Annotated in this window: 15 protein-coding genes; 12 read left to right on the top strand and 3 right to left on the bottom strand. The window is 64.4% G+C overall.

What is annotated here, in order from left to right:
- Positions 1 to 115: 115 nt before the first annotated feature.
- From FDY95_RS17555 to amaB, 4 genes are all read left to right on the top strand, one after another.
- Positions 116 to 556: an Hsp20/alpha crystallin family protein gene (locus tag FDY95_RS17555; protein ID WP_138079791.1), complete on the top strand. Its 441-nt coding sequence runs from the start codon at positions 116 to 118 to the stop codon at positions 554 to 556.
- A gap of 198 nt (positions 557 to 754) precedes the next feature.
- Entirely contained in the window at positions 755 to 2,260 is a 1,506-nt protein-coding gene (locus FDY95_RS17560; RefSeq protein WP_246074065.1) for a Do family serine endopeptidase, read from the top strand.
- A gap of 167 nt (positions 2,261 to 2,427) precedes the next feature.
- Positions 2,428 to 2,811, top strand: a complete 384-nt coding sequence (locus FDY95_RS17565) for a hypothetical protein (RefSeq protein WP_138079792.1) — start codon at positions 2,428 to 2,430, stop codon at positions 2,809 to 2,811.
- Between the two features lie 101 nt (positions 2,812 to 2,912).
- A complete protein-coding gene (gene amaB / locus FDY95_RS17570) occupies positions 2,913 to 4,511 on the top strand; it encodes an L-piperidine-6-carboxylate dehydrogenase (RefSeq protein WP_138079793.1) in 1,599 nt (532 codons plus the stop codon).
- Positions 4,512 to 4,573: 62 nt separating this feature from the next.
- Here amaB and FDY95_RS17575 read toward each other — a convergent pair whose 3' ends face one another.
- Positions 4,574 to 5,713, bottom strand: a complete 1,140-nt coding sequence (locus tag FDY95_RS17575) for a glycoside hydrolase family 16 protein (protein WP_138079794.1) — start codon at positions 5,711 to 5,713, stop codon at positions 4,574 to 4,576.
- A 135-nt stretch (positions 5,714 to 5,848) separates the two neighbouring features.
- Between FDY95_RS17575 and FDY95_RS27000 the strand changes: the two genes are divergently transcribed.
- Complete coding sequence (locus tag FDY95_RS27000; protein WP_262710193.1) at positions 5,849 to 5,980, top strand: hypothetical protein; 132 nt, start codon at positions 5,849 to 5,851, stop codon at positions 5,978 to 5,980.
- A 275-nt stretch (positions 5,981 to 6,255) separates the two neighbouring features.
- Here FDY95_RS27000 and FDY95_RS17585 read toward each other — a convergent pair whose 3' ends face one another.
- Together FDY95_RS17585 and FDY95_RS17590 are read right to left on the bottom strand one after the other, a co-directional pair.
- Positions 6,256 to 6,801: a hypothetical protein gene (locus FDY95_RS17585; protein WP_138079796.1), complete on the bottom strand. Its 546-nt coding sequence runs from the start codon at positions 6,799 to 6,801 to the stop codon at positions 6,256 to 6,258.
- A 7-nt stretch (positions 6,802 to 6,808) separates the two neighbouring features.
- Complete coding sequence (locus FDY95_RS17590; RefSeq protein ID WP_138079797.1) at positions 6,809 to 7,534, bottom strand: FkbM family methyltransferase; 726 nt, start codon at positions 7,532 to 7,534, stop codon at positions 6,809 to 6,811.
- A 216-nt stretch (positions 7,535 to 7,750) separates the two neighbouring features.
- Between FDY95_RS17590 and FDY95_RS17595 the strand changes: the two genes are divergently transcribed.
- The 7 genes from FDY95_RS17595 (at position 7,751) to FDY95_RS17625 (ending at position 18,838) form a co-directional block, all read left to right on the top strand.
- On the top strand, positions 7,751 to 8,314 hold the full coding sequence (locus tag FDY95_RS17595) for an RNA polymerase sigma factor (RefSeq protein WP_111478249.1): 564 nt from the start codon (positions 7,751 to 7,753) through the stop codon (positions 8,312 to 8,314).
- Positions 8,315 to 8,407: 93 nt separating this feature from the next.
- Positions 8,408 to 9,163 (top strand): hypothetical protein, encoded by a 756-nt coding sequence (locus tag FDY95_RS17600; RefSeq protein WP_138079798.1) that lies wholly within the window; start codon positions 8,408 to 8,410, stop codon positions 9,161 to 9,163.
- 22 nt (positions 9,164 to 9,185) lie between these two features.
- The gene (locus FDY95_RS17605; protein ID WP_138079799.1) at positions 9,186 to 10,463 is read left to right on the top strand and encodes a hypothetical protein; all 1,278 of its coding nucleotides are present in this window, start codon (positions 9,186 to 9,188) and stop codon (positions 10,461 to 10,463) included.
- Positions 10,464 to 10,809: 346 nt separating this feature from the next.
- A complete protein-coding gene (locus FDY95_RS17610; RefSeq protein ID WP_138079800.1) occupies positions 10,810 to 11,373 on the top strand; it encodes a PPC domain-containing DNA-binding protein in 564 nt (187 codons plus the stop codon).
- A gap of 111 nt (positions 11,374 to 11,484) precedes the next feature.
- A complete protein-coding gene (locus FDY95_RS17615) occupies positions 11,485 to 14,856 on the top strand; it encodes a toxin-antitoxin system YwqK family antitoxin (protein WP_138079801.1) in 3,372 nt (1,123 codons plus the stop codon).
- Positions 14,843 to 16,804 (top strand): DUF3857 domain-containing protein, encoded by a 1,962-nt coding sequence (locus FDY95_RS17620; RefSeq protein WP_138079802.1) that lies wholly within the window; start codon positions 14,843 to 14,845, stop codon positions 16,802 to 16,804. Before FDY95_RS17615 ends, FDY95_RS17620 begins: the two co-directional genes overlap by 14 nt.
- Positions 16,805 to 16,834: 30 nt before the next feature.
- The gene (locus tag FDY95_RS17625) at positions 16,835 to 18,838 is read left to right on the top strand and encodes a DUF3857 domain-containing protein (RefSeq protein ID WP_138079803.1); all 2,004 of its coding nucleotides are present in this window, start codon (positions 16,835 to 16,837) and stop codon (positions 18,836 to 18,838) included.
- The last annotated feature ends 81 nt before the right edge of the window (positions 18,839 to 18,919 follow it).

Genomic DNA, 18,919 nt, shown 5'->3' on the forward strand with positions numbered 1-18,919 from the left:
TAAAATAAGACTTTTTGTCTGAATTATTTGATTGGTACGAAATTGATAAGTAGGAGAGCGTCCGCGCCACTTTCGACGCGGTTCACCTTCTGAACTCAACCCAATCAAATACTCTATGGCAACCATGTTCAACACCCAGCCCGCCCGTCGCGCCGTGCGTCCCTTCGACGCTGTTCTGAGCCAGTTGTTCAACGATACCCTGCCCGGCTACACCACCGGCACCGGCTTCCTGCCCGCCGCCGACGTGCTGGAAACCGCCACCGGCTTTGAGCTGCTGCTCACCCTGCCCGGCGTGCCCAAAGATGCGCTGACCATCGACGTGCAGGAAGGCACCCTGACGGTGAGCGGCGAGCGGAAAGCCCCGGTCACCGAAGGCGAAAACGCGGTGAAAGTGCGCCGCACCGAGTCGAGCTACGGCACGTTCTCGCGCAAGTTCCGCCTGCCCGAAACCGTCAACGCCAACGCCATCGAGGCCGAAATGACCGACGGCGTGCTGCGCCTCGTGCTGCCTTTCGACACCGACAAAACAACCAAGCGTCAGATCGAAGTGCGCTAACCGGCTACCAGACTGCAAAAAAGGCACCTTTCGTTGGTGCCTTTTTTGTTGGTACGCGTGTTGCTGCCTTAGCAAACTGATGCAACCCTGTACGAGCCGGCGGGTATCTAGCGTTAAAGCGCCGCTGGCTCATTGGAGCTTCACGAAGCGTTTCGTACTTTAAGCCCGGACTCACTTTTTTCCCTTCTTAGCTTACCCATGCAAGCCAAACAAATGATGCTCGGCCTCCTGGGCTCCGCCATTCTCGGCGGGAGCGTGGCCGTGGGCGGGTACAAGCTGCTGGAACCCGCGCGCCCCGATGCGCCGCAGGCCGTAGCTGCCGACCCCAACGTGCGCTACACCAGCGCGCTGCGTAGCTCCACCTACAACGTGCCCGAAGGCCTGAACTTCGTGGCGGCCGCCTCGGCCGTGACGCCCGCCGTGGTGCACGTGATGACGGAATACGCCCCTAAAATGGCGCAGAACGACCAGATTCGCATGGATCCGTTCCTGCGCCAGTTTTTTGGTGACGACTTCGACGGCGGAATGCGCCGACAGCCGCAGGGCGCGCAGGTCGGGTCGGGTTCGGGCGTGATTATCGCCGCCAACGGCTACATCGTGACCAACAACCACGTCATCGATAAGGCCGACAAGATTGAGGTGGTGCTCGACGACAAGCGCAAGTACTCCGCCAAGCTCATCGGCGCCGACCCCACCACCGACCTGGCCCTGCTGAAAGTGGAGGCCGACAACCTGCCCTACGTGCGCTACGGCTCGTCCGACAACGTGAAAGTAGGGGAGTGGGTCTTGGCCGTGGGCAACCCCTTCAACCTGAACTCGACCGTGACAGCCGGCATCATTTCGGCTAAAGGGCGCAACATCAACATCCTCAACCGCGAGGACCGCATGGGCATCGAGTCGTTCCTGCAGACCGACGCGGTAGTAAACCCCGGCAACTCGGGCGGCGCCCTGGTCAACCTGAACGGTGACCTGATCGGCATCAACTCGGCCATTGCCTCGCACACCGGCTCGTTTGAGGGCTACTCCTTCGCCGTACCCAGCTCCATCGTGAGCAAGGTGGTCGACGACCTGCTGAAGTACAAAGTGGTGCAGCGCGCCCTGCTCGGGGTGAACATCCGCGAGGTCGACGCCACGCTGGCTTCGGAGAAAAAGCTGAAGTCGCTCGACGGGGTGTACGTGGTGGGCCTGAGCTCGAACAGCGCCGCCGCCGACGCGGGCCTGAAGGAAGGCGACATCATCACCGAAATCAACGGCGCGAAGGTGAATACCTCCTCGCAGCTGCAGGAGCAGGTGGCCCGCTACCGCCCCGGCGACAAGATCAAGGTGAGCTACCTGCGCGGGGAAGACCGCCGTAGCGCTACGGCCACCCTGCGTAACTCGTCGGGTACCACCGACATCGTGCGCGAGGAAACCACCGCCTCTATCGAGTACGAAGGCGCCAAATTCTCGCCGCTGAGCCGGCAGGAAATGAACAAGCTGGACCTGGAAGGCGGCGCCAAAATCAGCGGCGTGCGCGGCTCCAACTTCCGCGAAACCGGCATTGCCGACGGCTTCATCATCACCCGCATCGACAAGAACAAGGTGAGCAAGCCCCAGGACGTGAAGCGCTACCTCGAAGCCGCCAAGCAAAGCCAGGGCGCGCTGGTTGAGGGCATCTACCCCGACGGCCGCAAGTCCTACTATCCCATCGGGCAGGTCGACTAAGCGGACTGGCTGCTACTGCGGCACTTACTGAAAAAGCCCTGCCACGGATACGGCGGGGCTTTTTTGTGCCAGTATGTGCGCAAAAGCCCCGTTTATAGGCTTATTTCGAATACCGGCTATCGGTCCCGCAGCCGCCCCGGGTTAGTAGCAATAGTACTGTACCGAAAGTGAGCGAAGAAGCTAACGACGACCAATTCCAGGCCAGAACCCGCGCCAACATCCAGCAAGCCGTCCAGGTATTGCAGCAGACGCTGCAGCCCTACCTGCGCACCTTCAGCGCCGAAGAGCTGACCATGCTGCGGAAGGTGGCCACTACGCCCGGCCCCCGCGCCTTGCCCTTGCCCGCTGCCAATACCGACCTGGGCCGCCTGCACGGACGGCTAACTCAGCTGCGCGGGCAGATGGCGCCGTTTGCGTGGCTGGACGACCTGCGCGCCGAGCTGGAGGACCTGCTGGTGCTGCTGGAAGGTACGCTTATCTGGTACGGCGCTGAGCGGCACGACCTGACGCCCGACCTGCAGCAGGCCCTGCGCCTGATAATGGCCAACTGACGGCTGGCGAGGCGCTGGCAGCGTGCCACGGGTATTTGCTAGCTTTGCTGACCGGGCGCGCCCCTGCCCCGGCTGCAACTCCCACCCCGCACCATTTCCTTATGAAACAGGCCATCGAAGAAGCCACCGCCACCGGCACCGACGTAATTGACCACGACCACCACGGCATTCGGCAAGTACTGCGCGAACTGGGCGTAGAGGCTACCAACCCGGCCTACAGCACCGGCCTGCAGTGGGGTGGTAACGGCAACGAGCGAATCCTGAGCATTTCGTCGCCTACCGACGGCAAGCTGATTGCCAAGGTGCGCGTGGCCACCGCCCAGGACTACGAGCAGGTCGTTACGACGGCCCAGGAAGCCTTTAAATCCTGGCGCCTGGTGCCCGCGCCCAAGCGCGGCGAAATCGTGCGGCAGATCGGCAACAAGCTGCGCGAGTACAAGGAGCCGCTGGGCAAGCTGGTGAGCTACGAAATGGGCAAAATCCTGCAGGAAGGCCTGGGCGAAGTGCAGGAAATGATTGACATCTGCGACTTCGCCGTGGGCCTCTCGCGGCAGCTGCACGGCTACACCATGCACTCAGAGCGCCCCGCTCACCGCATGTACGAGCAGTACCACCCGCTGGGCATCGTGGGCATCATCTCGGCCTTCAACTTCCCGGTGGCCGTGTGGAGCTGGAACGCCATGCTGGCCGCCGTGTGCGGCGACGTGAGCATCTGGAAGCCCTCGGAGAAAACTCCGCTGGTGGCCGTAGCCGTGCAGCACATCATCAAGGACGTGCTGCGCGAAAACGAGCTGCCCGAGGGCATCTTCAGCGTCATCGTAGGCGACGCCGAAATCGGTAGCCTCATGTCGGCCGATGAGCGCGTACCGCTGGTGTCGGCCACCGGTTCGACGCGCATGGGCAAGAAGGTGGGGGCCGTGGTGGGTGCCCGCCTCGGCAAGGCCCTGCTGGAGCTGGGCGGCAACAACGCCATCATCATCACCCCCCACGCCGACCTCGACATGGCCATCCGCGCCGTGCTGTTCGGGGCGGTGGGCACCGCCGGCCAGCGCTGCACCACCACGCGCCGCCTCATCGTGCACGCCGACGTGTACGACGACGTGAAGCAGCGCCTGCTCTCGGCTTACCCCAAGCTGCCCATCGGCCACCCGCTGCAGGAGGGCAACCTCGTGGGCCCGCTCATTGACACCGACGCGGTGCAGGCCTTTACCAAGGCCCTGGAAGCCGTGCAGCAGGAAGGCGGTACGCTGCTCACCGGCGGCGAGGTGCTCAGCGGCAAGGGCTACGAAACCGGTACCTACGTGCAGCCGGCGCTGGTGGAAGCCAAGAACGAGTACCACACCGTGCAGGAAGAAACCTTCGCCCCGATTCTGTACCTGATCAAGTACGAAGGCGCGGTGGAGAACGGTATTGAGCTGCAGAACGGCGTGCGGCAAGGCCTGTCCTCGTCCATTTTCTCGCTGAACATGCGCGAGACGGAAGCCTTCCTGGCTCACACCGGCTCCGACTGCGGCATTGCCAACGTGAACATCGGCACCTCGGGCGCCGAAATCGGCGGGGCTTTCGGCGGCGAGAAGGAAACCGGTGGCGGCCGCGAATCCGGCTCCGATGCCTGGCGCGTGTACATGCGCCGCCAGACCAACACCATCAACTATAGCACCCAGCTGCCGTTGGCCCAGGGTATCAAGTTCGATATCTAGGCCGTTTTCGGCCAACGTAAAAAAGCCCCGCTGCCATTGGCAGCGGGGCTTTTTTACGTTGGCTAGCGGGCTTGCTCCTTCGCAGGGGCGGGCAGTCGTCTGGGCTGCCGGGGGCGGTCTACCAACGGCCATGTGCCATCGGAGTTCAGGGCAACGGGGCGATACACGCGCACGTAATCAACCAGAAACGGGTCGTTGGGCTGCGGGCACTGCTGGTCGTTGCGAGTCACGCTATCAGGCAGTACGGGGCAGTGGTAGTTATTTTTGCAGTCCCACTGATAATGCGTGCTCAAGAGCAGCCCCATTTCCTGATCCGGAATGCCTACTTGGTTGCGGTCTGAGTTGCGCGGATTGCGCAGGCGCTTATAAAGCTTCCCATCGAGGTACCATGCCAGCGTGCGAGGCGTCCAGACCAATGTGTAAGTATGAAAACGAACTGCGGGCTCGTCGGCTGAGCGGAAGTAGTAATTGCCGACGCGGCGGCGGTGGCCGCCAAGCGCATTGGCTTGCAGTGTGCTAAAAAAATCCCGCCGGCCGTTAGTGTTGATGGTCTCAAAACCATCAATTTCCCAGGAGTCGCCCGCGGTCCAGCCGGCCGGCAGCGGCCCACAGGCCCCATTGCCGCTCCACAGCCAAAAAGCCGCCTGCAAGCCTGAAATGTTGGGCACCCGGCAGCGGATTTCAAAGATGCCGTAGCGGAAGCCTTCTTCGGTGCAGAGCGAGTCGCCGCGAAACAGGGCACGCAGCATACCGCTGGTCTTATAAAACTCGCCGGTCGTCACTTTGCCGGTGCGCGCCGACGTTACTTGACGCAGCGGCTCGGCGTGGTAATTAAAGTCCAGCGCGACGCACTGATCCCGCGGGTCATCCGGATTGGGCACCAGGCGGATATCCTCGCGGCGATACGCCACGTTGTCGGTACCGATGTTGCCGCACGGCGTCGAGGCTATCCAGTTGGCGTTGCCCCAAGTGTGCTCCGGCGCCCACTTGCGCAAATGTGGGCTCAGCAAAGAATCGACGGAAGAATAGCGAAAATCCTCCGCAAAAACGATGCGGTATTGACTAGCTAGCGTGGGCAGAATAGTAGGCTGGGCGCCCACAGGTGCACTGGTCGCACAAAGCAGCCCCGCTACGATATAGAGAAATCTGTTGTTTGGCGGCATAAATGATTCGCAAGGCATATGCGCTGCAGATAAACGCATTTGATCTGACCGCGGTATGTACGTCTCTTCGGACTAACGGGCCGGGTAGAGACAATAAAGTAATAGTTCTTGCCCTGCTCAAACTGCTGCACGAACTCCTGGCGCGTAAACGACGCCTCGCTGCGCGGCCAGCGAGTGAGCGTGGTACGTAAGGAGGGCGCCGTGGACGGCATCTACGTGCCCACCCTCGCCCGCCGGGCCAAGGTAGCCGAGGCCGTCATGCCGTTTTCCAGCCACGCCACCGAGCGTATTCAGGTGCTCTACTAATGCGGGCAACCGGCCACGCTGGAAGCGCCGAATGTGGCCGGCTGCGTAGTGCGGCCCTTCGCTCACCTTCGATGCCTTGACCACCTGCTGTTACGCGCTGATGAGCTGCGCCCCGTCACCTATATGTACCGCCTGAGCGGCCTGGCCGGCATCGTGGGCCGGCGAAAGTTTGTGGTAGAGCCGACAAAGCTTATGCTCCGCACCAAGCCTCGCAGCCACTGACAGCGGGACTTAGTGCTGGAAAAGAGCACCAAGAAAAGGACCTGAGCAGGTGCTTATTCCACCAATTTGATGTCGCCGTGGCCCTTATAGAGAAGTTGGTTGTCAGGCTCGTATAGCACGTAATACAAGCGGTAGTATTCGCCGCTTTTATATTCGCCGGCCGGCAGCGCTAGTGTAGTCAGTAGCTGCCCGTTGCCGTATAGCGAAGGCTCAGAGCGATGTTTGACCTTGTACTTCTTGTCCACAATCACAATGGCCAATCGTCGGAGCACCGAGGACGTTGAAGCCCGCAAGATCAATGAGCTGATACTGCCCACTTTGTTTGGGTTTGGGTACAGGCTGATGGAGCGCACGGCATCTATCTTCTGTGCGCCATTCAGGTCCATTGCAAGGTCCTTGAACAGATCTTTCTCCTTCGCGTTCCAGGTGGCGTCAGAAGTCCAGTCGGTATCGTCCTGGGCGCCGACGGGGTTATTGCTGCTGTCGCGGTAGCTGATGCCGTCGCCAGTGCCTGGATCAATCTTGCTTTTGCCGCAGCCCGTAAACAGAGTTAAGCTGAGCAGCGTGAGGAACGTTGTAACGTGGACAGGAGTACGCATGTGAATGTTACGATGAGTAGGCAATAAAGTAATAGTTCTTGCCCTGCTCAAACTGCTGCACGAACTCGGCCCGGGTAAATGGCGCCTCGCTGCGCAGCCAGCGCTTCATCAGCGACACCTGCAGGCCCGCTTTTTCCGTCAGCAGGTCGTACACCTGCTCGGGGCGGGTGCCGTAGCAGTCGGCCGCGCCCAGGCCGTGCTCGAAGATGACCACCGGCCGGGTGCGGCGCAGCGTTTCCACCGCGCCCTGTAGCACCTGCAACTCGGCGCCTTCCACGTCGATTTTGATCAGGTCGACGCGCTGATCCTGGGGGATGACGTGGTCCATCAAATCGGTCTGCACCTCGATGGTGGTGTCCTGCTCGTCGGGCTTGTCGTAGTTGCGCTTCTGCAGGCCGCTGTAGGCGGGGTTGCTGATAACGTAATTGAAAGTAGCCGTGCCTTTGCTGTTGCTCAGGGCCACATTGAGGATGCGGGCCAGGCCGGGCGCGTCGTAGCGACGCTGCAGGTCGGCGTAGAGGTCGGGGAGGGGTTCGAAGCCGAAGTGCTTGCCCTGCGGGGCGGCGGCCAGCATCAGGTCCAGTACTTCGCCCTTGTGGCAGCCGATATCAATACAAGTCGACTGCGGGCGGCACACGCGCTTAATCACGGCGCGGGTCTGCTCATCGTACTGCTGATTCTTGGTAAAGGCAATCGGCAGGCGTTTCAGGATGGATTTGAGCACTTCTTTCATGGCCGGCGGGGGCTAGGCAAGGGAAAATCGGCTTTAAAGTTGGGAAAAAACGGCCGGTTTCGCCCGGTTTGCGGCCGGTGCAACCTTCCTAAATCGGCCGGGGTCTTTGAGGCGCTAATGGTCAGAGGAGTAGAAAATCTGCCGCCGATGTCTGAACTTTACCCACCCCCTGCCGCCGTTAGTGATTCGCTGACCCCTCCTTCGCCTGCTGCGCCTATGGAAGCCGTTGCCTACGTTGACATTAATGCTCCGCTGGTGGAGCGCTGCCGCCTCGGCGACCGGCGCGCCCAGGCCGAGATATACAAGCGCTACGCCAAAGCCATGTTCAACGCCTCGCTGCGCATCACCGGCGACTACGCCGAGGCCGAAGATGTGCTGCAGGAGTCGTTTCTGAGCGCTTTCCGCGAGCTGCACACCTACAAGGGCGACTCCTCGTTCGGCAGCTGGCTGAAGCGCATCGTCATCAACAAGAGCATCAACTGCCTGCGCAACCGCCGCCTGCAGCTGGTGCCTCTGGCCGAGCAGCACGACGGCGCCGCTTCCGAAGAAGCCCTCACCCCGGGCGAGCAGGACGACGTGCAGTGGCGGGCCGATGTGCTGCGCCGCTGCATTCAGGAGCTGCCCGACGGCTACCGCCTCGTGCTGACCCTGTACCTGCTGGAAGGCTACGACCACGGCGAAATTGCCAGCATCATGGGCATCACCGAATCCACGTCCAAGTCGCAGTACAGCCGCGCCCGTAAGAAGCTGCTGGACCTGGCCCGCGAACAAGGACTGTAATCATCGTTTCATAAGATCAGCGGCCACCAAGGGCGTCCCACCCAATCAGCGCCCCGGCCGCGGGGAGCCCCGTGCGAAAGAACCATGACTGTCATGAAACCCAACTCCGGACTTGAGGCCTTCGTCGAGCGCAACCGCGCCGACTTCGACGCCTTCGAGCCGCGCCCCGACCTCTGGGACGCCCTCGAAGCCCGCCTCGACCAGCCGGCCGACGCTGACGAAGCCTCCGGCGCGACGCCCACCCCCGTCGTGCCCCTGCACCCCTTCCCGGCGGCCCCGGCGCCCACCCAGCCCCAGGTTACCGCTCCCGCCGCTAGCTTTGGCTGGCAGCGCTACGCCGCCGCCGCGGCCGTGGCCCTGCTGCTGGTAGCCGGCGGCTACGGCCTGCGCCGCGCCGACGAAACGCCCGGCGCCGTGGCCGCCACCGACACGGCCGCCATGACCACGCTGGGCGGCCCGTCGACCTCTGTAAGCGTCATGGACGAGCCCGAGGCCCTGGCCGTATCGAGCAATGCCGCGGCCCGCCGCCTGGAAAAGGCTGTGAAGCGCATGGAAACCTACTACGCGGCCCAGATCAGCGAGAAAAAGCACGAGCTGGATTTGCTCGACGCCGCCGCGCCCGGCACCATGCCCAAGGACGCCGACTGGCAGCAGGAAATGGCCGCGCAGGATTCCACTTACCGGCAGCTGCGCGCCGACCTGTTTCAGAACCCCGACCCGAACGCCGTGCTGGACGCGATGAACCAGAACCTGCAGATCCGGTTGGACATCCTGAACCAGCAGCTGCGCACCCGGGAGCAGATTCGCCAGTACCACGACGACGCGTACACCCTCGCCGCCGACAAGTAACCCCCGCTTTTCCTTCCACCCCATGCATTCCCCGATTCGACCTTTTCGGCAGGGCATTCTGGCGCTGACGGCCCTGCTGGCTGTGGCCGCCGGCCCTCGCGGCGCCGCGGCGCAGTCCGCCGCGGCCCGGCCGGCCGGCGGGTACGTGCAGCCCTGCCCCGCCGACCGGTTCTGGGACGAAACCCTGGACGCCCGCTTTCAGCAGCTGCAGCAGCCGGCTGACGGGCAGACGACTCCGGCGCAGACCAGCCCCGCGCAGCCGCAGCCCGAGCCCGGCAACAACGGCGGCCTGACGGCCGAGAAAACCCGCAAAATCACCCGTTCCTTCGCCGCCGTGGCGGGCCGCCCGCTGACGGTGGAGACGCGCTACGGCCGTGTGCAGGTGAATACCTGGACGCGCAACGAAATCAAGGCCGAAGTCGACATCGTGGCCCGCGCCGACGAGGACGATAAGGCCCAGCGCCTGCTCGACATGATTCAGGTGCTGATGCAGGAAAACGCCAACCCCGAGGTCGGGCTGCTGCTCAAAACCCAGCTGGGCGAAATGCCCAAGGAGTGCTGGAGTCGGCAGCGCATCTACGAAATCAACTACACCATCTGGATGCCCAAGAGCACGCCGCTGAAGGTGAAGAACAGCTTCGGCGACGTGAGCCTGACCGGCGACCTGACCGGCCCCACCGACCTGGCCGTGTGCTACGGCAGCCTGCGCACCGGCCGCCTCGAAGGCCCGCGCAACTCGGTGCGCCTCAACAACGGCGCCGCCGTGCTGCCCTACGCCCGGCAGGCTACCATCGAGGCCAACCACTCGCGCCTGCGGCTGGAAGAAGGACTGCGGGTGGATCTGCGCAACAACGGCTCCGACATCGACATGGGCACGGTGCAGAGCCTGGCCGTGCTCAGCAAGTACGGCGACGTGAACCTGGGCACGGTGTACAACCTGCAGGGCTCGACCGGCTACTCGCGCTTCAGCATCGACAAAGTGGCCGAGCAGATGGACATGAAGGTGCAGTATTGCCCCTCCTTCGAGGTACGCACCACCGGCCCCAACTTCCGCCGCATCAGCGTCGACGGGGGCTACAGCACCATCCTGCTGAACTTCCCCGACAACGCCGGCTTCAACTTCGACGTAAACTCGGAGAACGGCAAGGTGCTGATGGACAAGCGACTGGTGAAGGTGCATAGCGAGGAAAACAGCTCGTCGAGCACCGAAATGCAGGGCCAGTACGGCGGCGTGCAGGTGAAGCCCGCGGCCAACGTAAACATCAAAGCCCGCTACAGCAGCGTGAGCTTCAACCGCTAAACAGAACTTACCGCATACCCTGTTTCGGAAAAGGCAGGATGAGCGGAGTGAAGAGAAAAAGCCGGCTGCAACCGGCTTTTTCTTTTTTCGGGGGTAGGGAGGACAAAAAAAGCACGGTCATTCTTCATCTGGCGTACGGCGTAGCCGAAGGACCTTGCTCGAACCTTGCACCGCCGCTGCCTACGAAGTGCAGACGCTTTTTCGGCAACTGCATTAACTGACAAGCGCGGCCATCAAGCCCGGACGACAGGGCGTTGGTGGCTGCGCTTGTCAGTCCGCGCAAGGCTTGAGGAAGGTCCTTCGGCTACGCCTCAGGATGACGGGGAGCCGGCCTTACCTTTACCCGATGCGTTTCCTGTTATTGGCCAGCGCCGCGTTGCTGCTCAACGCGCCGGTCTTTGCCCAAACACCCGCCGCCATGCCCACGCCGCCCGCTGCTCCGGAAGTCACTGCCCACGCCTCGCGCATGCACACGCTCACGCTGCGGCTGCGCCCCGGCCAGGACCTGCGCCAGCAGCTCACCGCGCTGACGCAACAGCAGCACCTGCGCGCCGCCGCCGTGCTGACCTGCGTGGGCAGCCTGACCCAGGTGACCCTGCGCCTGGCCAACCAGGAAGGCCCGACGGTGTACCGCGGCCACTTCGAAATCGTGTCGCTGGTGGGCACGCTGGCCGAGAGCGGCAGCCACCTGCACCTCTCCGTGGCCGACTCGACCGGGCGCACCATCGGCGGGCACCTGCTCGATGGCAACGTGGTGTATACCACCGCCGAGCTGGTGCTGGGCGTGCTGGAAGACGTGGAGTTCGGGCGCGAGGCGGATCCGACGTTTGGCTACCGCGAACTGGCCGTGAAGCCGGCCGCTGCGGCGTCGGCAAAGGCGGGCCGCAAGCCGCCGAAAGGGAAAAAATAAGTCGGGCGGCGGCGCGCAATCTGCCGTCGTTTCCTTAGTATTATTGTAGTAATATCCGAATAGCGCCTAGCGTTATGCCCGGATGAGTGCTCGTGTTTTTACCCCGTTTCTATGCCCCACCGCTACGCTGGTTCCACGCTGCTGCTGAGCCTGCTGGCCGCTGCCGCCACGGCGCAGCCCTCCGCCCCCGCCGACGCTCCGTCGCGGGCCGCCCGGACTACCGCTGCCCCCACGCCCACCCAGATGCCGCTGCTCGGCCGCGAGGCCCTGCGCCAGGGCGTCGCGCTGCACGATAAGAACGACTTCGCCGCCGCCATTGCCACCTACCTGCGCGTGCCCGCCAGCGACTCGGCCTACACCGACGTGCAGGGCGAGCTGGCCCTTTCGTACTGGGCCAACGACCAGTACGCCGAAGCGGCCGCCGCCGCCCAGCGCGCCATCGACCTGGGGCAGCGCAGCCCCATGCCCTATGCCACGCTCGGCAACTCACAGGAGGAGCTGAAACAAGTCGATAAGGCGCTGGCCACCTTCAAGACCGGGCTGAAGCAGTACCCGTACTCCGGGCCGCTGTGGTTCAACCAGGCCGTGACCCTGGCCGGGCAAACGGGCCAGACGGCCGCCGCCGTGGCCTCGTACCAGCGCAGCCTGGAGCTACGGCCCATGCACCCGGCCAGCCACCTGCAGCTGGCCCGCGTGGAGCTGCAGCAGGGCCATTCGGCCCACGCCCTGCTCGGCTACCTGACTTACCTGATGCTGCAGCCCGACGCCGACGGCAGCCAGAGCGTGCTGATCCTGGCCGAGCAGCTGTCCTCGGGCAGCCTGGAAGTGGAGGCCAAGGACAAGCGGCCCGCCACCACGCCCAACGAGGCTTTTGCGGAGCTCGACGAGCTGCTGGCCTCGCGCGTGGCCCTGCGCAAGGACTACCAGAGCCCGGTGAACTTCCAGGCCGCCGTGGTGAAGCAGACCAAGCTGCTGGTGGAGAAATTCCCGCTGGCCAAGGACGCCGCCTCCGCTGACTTCTGGCAGCGCGCCTACGGGCCGCTGGTGGAGGCGCTGCGCCAGGGCGACAACCTCACGACCTTCACCTATCTCATCCTCTGCTCGGCCGACGACAAAAAGGCCCTGAAGTGGGTGAAGGGCAACATGAGCAAGGTCAACAAGCTCTACGACGCGGCCCGGCCCCAGCTGAACCTGCTGCGCGACTTTACCACCGTGGAGCGCGGCGGCAAGCCCACCAAGGTAGAAGCCTGGTACTACGACGAAGGTGCCCTCAGCGGCCTCGGCGACGCCAAGCGCGACGCGGCCGGCAAAGTCATTCCCGAAGGCCCCTGGCAGTTCTTCGACAATCAGGGCAACCTGGAAGGCGAGGGCAGCTACACCAGCGGCGAAAAAACCGGCGCCTGGCGCTACTACTTTGCCGACGGCAAGCTGCAGCGCGAGTGCACCTACGACGCGCAGGGCAAGCTCACGGGCGCCTTCAAGCAGTATTACGACACCGGCAAGCTGGAAATCGAGGGCAACTACCGCGCCGGGGAGCCGGTGGGGCCCGCCAAGATTTTCCATCCCTGCGGGGCCCTGCGCGAGGAGCGGCGCTACAACGACGCCGGCCAGCAGGACGGGCCCTTCGTGAAGTACTTCGCCAGCGGACAGGTGGAGGAGCGCGGCACCTACCGCCAGGACCAGACCGACGGTCCGCTGCTGGATTTCTACGCCGACGGCACGCCCGAGTACGAGGTGACCATGGCCGCCGGCAAGCAGCAGGGCCCAATAACCTCCTACTACCCCGGCCCCGGCAAGCGCGTGGAATACCGCGGCACGATGGAGCAGGGCGAGATGAATGGCGCCTACACCGGCTACCACCCCAACGGGCAGGTGCGCGAGCAGGGCAGCTACACCAAGGGCAAGCGCACCGGCCTCTGGAAAACCTTCTACGCCGATGGCAAGCCCTCCACCGAGCTGAGCTACGACGCCCAGGGCAAGCTGCACGGCGTGCTGCGCGACTACGACGTGGACGGCCAGCTCTACAGCGAAATCACCTACGACCACGACCGGGCCCGCAAGTCGGTGTACCTGGACCGGCAGGGCAAGCCGCTGCAGCAAAACAACCTCAGCGGCAACGGCGAAGTGGCCGTGCGCGGCCTGCGCCCCGACGGCACGCCCGCCTACAGCGGCACCTACCGCCAGGGCCTGCAGCAGGGCGAATGGACCTACGTGTACCGCCACGGCACGCCCTCGGTGCGCCAGCGCTACCGCGACGACCAGCTCGACGGCGTGGTGGAAGCCTTCCACCCCAACGGCCGCGTGCGCACCCGCACCACCTACGAAGCGGGCAGCAAGCACGGCCGCTTCGAGGAGTACGCCGCCGACGGGGTGCTGCGCCAGGAAGGCTGGTACGTGAACGGGCAGCGGCAGGGCACCTGGCGCGACTACTACGCCGACGGCACGCTCAGCGAGGAATACGGCTTTTACCAGGGCGACGAAAACGGCCAGCGCCGCAGCTACACGCCCACCGGCAAGCTGTGGGGCGAGCAGTGGTTTAAGGCCAGCCTGCCCACCCGCGTCGTGGCCTACGACTCCACCGGCCGCGTGCTCGACGACCGGAAGCTGGCCGTCGACGCGCCGAACTACGAGCTGACCTACCCCTCGGGCAAGCTCCGCACCCGCACCGGCCTGAGCTGCGGCCTCTACGCCAGCAAGGAGTGGTATTTCGCCTCGGGCCAGGTCGAGAGCAGCGTGGGCATGCGCCAGGGCCGCCGCGAAGGAGTGTTCCGCGCCTTTTATCCCAGCGGCAAGACCTCCGTGGAGGGCAGCTACCAGAGCGGTGAGCCCAGCGGCGAGTGGAAGTATTACTCGGCCGAGGGCAAGCTGCGCAGCCAGGGCCGCTACGTGGGCGGCGAGAAGGACGGCGAGTGGACCACTTACTACGAAAGCGGGCAGGTGGCCTCGGTGGAAACCTACCGCAGCGGCGAGCTGCACGGCCTGAGCCGCACCTTCGACCCCGCCGGGCAGCTCATCTACGAGAAGCGCTACCAGCAGGACGACATCATGGCCTGGCGCAGCGCGCAGGCCGACGGCAAGCCCGGCGCCTGGCAGGACCTGAGCAGCCAGAACGGCACCGTGAAAAGCTACTACGCCAACGGCAAGCTGGCCGCCGAGGAAACCTACCGCAACGGGCAGTTCGACGGTACCTGCAAGCTCTACCACAGCAACGGCCAGCTCATGCGCGAAAACACCCTGCGCGACGGCCTGAACGTGGGTCCGCAGCGCGAGTACGGCGCCGACGGCAAGCTGCTGGCCGACGAAGCCTACGCCCACGGCGAAAAGCACGGCCGCAGCCGCTACTACCGCCCCGACGGCACCCTGCTGCGCGAGGAAAGCTGGCGCAGCGGTGAGCAGAGCGGCCCCACCGTGTACTACACCGCCCAGGGCAAGCCCGAGCGCACCGACTCGTACTGGAACAACTACGTCTATGGCAGCAAATAACTGGCAGCGCGCGGCTCTGGTGGCCGCGCTGGGGCTGAGCGTATTCGGCGCCCGCACGGCCCGGGCCCAGCAGCCCGCGCAGGTGCTGGCCGAGGCCCGGCAGCAGTTTCCGGGCCAGCCCGCCGTCTTCCTCGACTACCGGCAGGATGTGCTGCTGGAGCTGCGCGGCGACTCGCTGGTCGTGTCGGCGCGGCACCACCGCGACCTGCTGCACGTGGCCGAGGGCACCGGCGCCTACGCCGCAGACCGGGTGTTCAGCTCGCATTTTTCTAAGCTGCAGAAGATTGAGGCCCGCACCATGGTGCCCAATGGCACGAGCTACCGCGCCCAGAAGGTGCAGCAGTTTCACGAGCAGTTCGAAATTCGGCCGGGCATCTTCTTCGACGACGTGCGGGCCACCAACTTCACCTACCCTAACGTCAGCCCCGGCGCCCGCACCATCAGCGACTACACGCTGAAATTCCGCGACGCGCGCTTTCTGCAGCCGTTTTACTTCGCCACCGGGGTGCCCGTGCGCCACGCCGAGCTGACGGTGACGGCCCCGCGCGCGGTGAAGCTAAACTACAAGCTCTTCGGCACCGAGGGCGCCAACGTGCAGTTCTCGAAGGAAGAGAAAGGCAGCACCGTGGTCTACCGCTGGGTGGCCGACAATTTGCCCGCCCCGCCCACCGACGCCGACGCCCCCGAGGATGCCTGGTACCTGCCGCACGTGGTCTACTTCGTGGAAGAAGCCCCGCTGGCCGGCAAGCCGCAGCGCATGCTTTCGGGCGTGCCCGAGCTGTACACCATGTACCGCAGCTTCGTGAAGGACCTCGACCAGCCCGCGCCCGCGCCGGTGCTCCAGCACCTCGTCGACTCGCTCACGGCCAAGGCCGCCACGCCCGACGACAAGGCCCGCAACATCTACCACTGGGTGCAGGACCACGTGCGCTACATTGCCTTCGAGCAGGGCATGCGCGGCTTTGTGCCCCACGCGCCCGCGGCCGTGTATACCCGCCGCTACGGCGACTGTAAGGACATGGCCAGCCTCACCCACGGCATGCTGCAGCTGGCCGGACTGAAGTCGCACATGGCCTGGATTGGCACCCGCGACCTGCCCTACCGCTACTCCGAGCTGGCCACGCCCGGCGTCGACAACCACATGATTGCGGTGTACGAGCGGCCCGGCGGCGAGCTGGTGTTCCTCGACGCCACCGACCCCTACAACCCCTTCGGCCTGCCCACGGCCATGATTCAGGGCAAGGAAGCGCTGATTGGCCTCGATAAGGAGCACAGCCGCGTGGCCGAAGTGCCGGTGGTGGCCCGCGAGCAGAACGCCCGCACCGACGCCACCAAGCTCACCCTCGACGGCACCAGCCTGCGCGGCAGCGGGCAATTGGCCCTGGCTGGCTACGCCCGCGGCCGCGCCACCGCCGCCCTGCGCAGCGCCGACCAGCTCACCCAACAACGCACCGTGCGCAGCGTGCTGGAGCGCGGCTCCAACAAGTTTTTCGTCGACAAATACACGGTGAGCGGCCTCGCGGAAGCCGAAAAGCCGCTGACCGTGGACTACCAGTTTCACCTCGACGACTACGTGCAGCGCGCCGGCGACGAGCTGTACGTGAACCTGAACCTGGAACGGGAGCTGACCAACGACCAGATCGACCTGGCGCGGCGCCGCCTGCCCCGCGCCAACGAGTACTGCCGCCGCTCCAGCCAGCAGACCGAGTTTGAAATACCCGCCGGCTACGACCTGAGCCACCTGCCCGCCAACGTGCAGGCCGACGACGCGGTGGCCGGCTTCCGCATCAGCTACCGCCGCGAGGGCAACAAGGTGGTGCAGGACAAGGAAGTGTACGTGAACTACCTGCTGCTCGAACCCAAGCAATTCGCCGCCTACAACAAAGTCGTCGGCCAACTCAGCGAAGCCTACCGCGACGCTTTGATTTTGAAACGCAAGCCGCTGTAGCACGGGCTTTATCTGCTTTATTATCCGCTTATGCGCTCTGCATTCACCTTCCACCGGCCGCTGCTGGCCCTGCTGCTCACCGGTGCCGCCCTGCCCGCGCTGGCCCAGAAAACCGCCAAAGTCGAGCTGCCCGATGGGCTGACCTACGCCGACTACAAGTGGCAGGACCGCCACGCCCGCCTGCCCGTGTCGGCCGCTGATGAAGGCCAGCCGGCCGTCATCCTGCGCGACTTCACGGCCCGCGAGTACGCTTTCGACGCCCGCCACCGGCCGCTGATGTATACCGTGGAGCACCGCATCGTGCGCGTGAACACCGACGAGGGCATCGAGCAGTACAACAAAATCTACCTGCCCGTCGACGGCAGCGGGCAGGTGCTGCAGCTGCGGGCGCGCACCGTGAGCCCGCGCGGGCAGGTAGTGGAAGTGGCCGAAAAGGATATGAAGGAGCTGAAGGACGGCGAAGGCAGCCGCCGCAACTTCCGCATCATTGCCGTGGAGGGCGTGGAGAAGGGCAGCGAGGTGGAATACATCTACGCCCACCTTTCCGACGCCGACTACTTCGGCCGCGAGTGGCTGCAGAACGCCGTGCCCGCCCACGACGTGGACTTCGAGCTGATTGCCCCGGCTAGCGTGACCTACGAGGCGCGCACCTACCATGGCCCCGAGGCCAAAATCGACACGCTCAGCAGCACCAAAAAACGTCGCCTGCGCGTGCAGCTCGCCGACGTGCCCGCCCTGCGCGACGAAGCCTTTGCCCACAGCTCGGCCCAGCGCATGCGCGTCGAGTTCAAGATTGCCTACACCGCCCAGCGCGGCCGCAGCCGCCTCTTCACCTGGAACGACGCCAGCCAGCTGGTGTACGGGCAGGTGTGGGAGCTGGACAAGGACGAGAAAAAGGCCGTGGAGAAGTTCGACAAGCAGCTCAATGTGTCGACTTCCCTGCCGGTGGAAGAGCAGATCCGGGCCCTGGAACAGGGCGTCAAGACCAGCATCAACGTGGGCCCCGGCGTGTACCGGGTGGGGCAGGTGGTGGCCACGCGCACGGCCTCGGAGCTGGGCATGGCCCGCCTGCTGGCCGGCCTGCTGCGCGCCCACGACATCACCCACGAGGTGGTGGTGGTGGCCGACCGCAGTGAAATTCCCTTCGACGGCGACTTCGACACCTGGAACCAGCTCGACCATTACGCCTTCTACTTTCCCGCCACCAAGCAGTACCTCGCCCCCGGCCGCCCCGAATACCGCTACGGCATGATTCCGGCCGAGTGGACGGCCGGTAAGGCCTTGTCGGTGAAGCTGGTGCAGCTGGGCACGGCCGAGTCGGCCGTGGGCGTGCTGCGCGACATTCCGGCCCTGCCCGCCGAGCTGAGCCCCAACGACCTCGACATCAAGGTGGACTTCGCCCCGGCGCTGGACAAGGCCACCGTGGCCATCCGGCAGATTTTCGGCGGCTACCAGGCCCAGCCCATTCAGCCCTACTTCCCGCTGATGCCGACCGACAAGCGCACCGAAGTGCTGCAGACGCTGGTGAAAAGCTCGGTGCCCGATGCTACGTTTAAGTCGCTGGAGGTGAAAAACGCCGAGCCCAACCGCAACGCCCTGCAGCACCCGCTCACCATCGACGCCACCGTGGAATCGGCCGCCGTGCTCGACCGGGCCGGGCCCAAGTACCTCTTCAAAGTCGGGGAGCTGATCGGGCCGCAGTCGTCCCTGTACCAGCAGGAAGAACGGCAGCTCGACGTGGAAAACGTGTACAACCACCGCTTCAACCGTACCATTACCTTCGACATTCCGACCGGCTACCGCATCCGCAATCTTACGGACCTCAACATCAAAGCCGACGCCGGCCCCGCCGACAAGCCGGTGTATTTCTTTCACTCCGGCTTTCAGCAGCAGGGCCAGAAGGTGACCGTGCAGATCGAGGAAAGCTACAACCAGATCTACTGGCCGAAAAAAGACTTCGAGGCCTTCCGCAACGTCATTAACGCCTCCGCCAACTTCAATAAAGTGGTGTTGGTGCTGGAAAAAGGCTCGTAACCGCCCCAGCCCGTGAGCCGGCGCATGTCGCGCATCAAGAAGCGCAGCCATCATGCCCTTACGATTGGGCGTTGATGGCTG

Origin of the sequence: Hymenobacter jeollabukensis (assembly GCF_005771675.1) — a bacterium.
GTDB classification, from domain to species: Bacteria; Bacteroidota; Bacteroidia; order Cytophagales; family Hymenobacteraceae; genus Solirubrum; species Solirubrum jeollabukense.

Coding starts and splice junctions, on each gene's coding strand:
- FDY95_RS17555 (WP_138079791.1), top strand. CDS start 116: ATGGCAACCATGTTCAACACCCAGCCCGCCCGTCGCGCCGTGCGTCCC.
- FDY95_RS17560 (WP_246074065.1), top strand. CDS start 755: ATGCAAGCCAAACAAATGATGCTCGGCCTCCTGGGCTCCGCCATTCTC.
- amaB (WP_138079793.1), top strand. CDS start 2,913: ATGAAACAGGCCATCGAAGAAGCCACCGCCACCGGCACCGACGTAATT.
- FDY95_RS17575 (WP_138079794.1), bottom strand. CDS start 5,713: ATGCGTTTATCTGCAGCGCATATGCCTTGCGAATCATTTATGCCGCCA.
- FDY95_RS17585 (WP_138079796.1), bottom strand. CDS start 6,801: ATGCGTACTCCTGTCCACGTTACAACGTTCCTCACGCTGCTCAGCTTA.
- FDY95_RS17590 (WP_138079797.1), bottom strand. CDS start 7,534: ATGAAAGAAGTGCTCAAATCCATCCTGAAACGCCTGCCGATTGCCTTT.
- FDY95_RS17595 (WP_111478249.1), top strand. CDS start 7,751: ATGGAAGCCGTTGCCTACGTTGACATTAATGCTCCGCTGGTGGAGCGC.
- FDY95_RS17600 (WP_138079798.1), top strand. CDS start 8,408: ATGAAACCCAACTCCGGACTTGAGGCCTTCGTCGAGCGCAACCGCGCC.
- FDY95_RS17605 (WP_138079799.1), top strand. CDS start 9,186: ATGCATTCCCCGATTCGACCTTTTCGGCAGGGCATTCTGGCGCTGACG.
- FDY95_RS17610 (WP_138079800.1), top strand. CDS start 10,810: ATGCGTTTCCTGTTATTGGCCAGCGCCGCGTTGCTGCTCAACGCGCCG.
- FDY95_RS17615 (WP_138079801.1), top strand. CDS start 11,485: ATGCCCCACCGCTACGCTGGTTCCACGCTGCTGCTGAGCCTGCTGGCC.
- FDY95_RS17620 (WP_138079802.1), top strand. CDS start 14,843: ATGGCAGCAAATAACTGGCAGCGCGCGGCTCTGGTGGCCGCGCTGGGG.
- FDY95_RS17625 (WP_138079803.1), top strand. CDS start 16,835: ATGCGCTCTGCATTCACCTTCCACCGGCCGCTGCTGGCCCTGCTGCTC.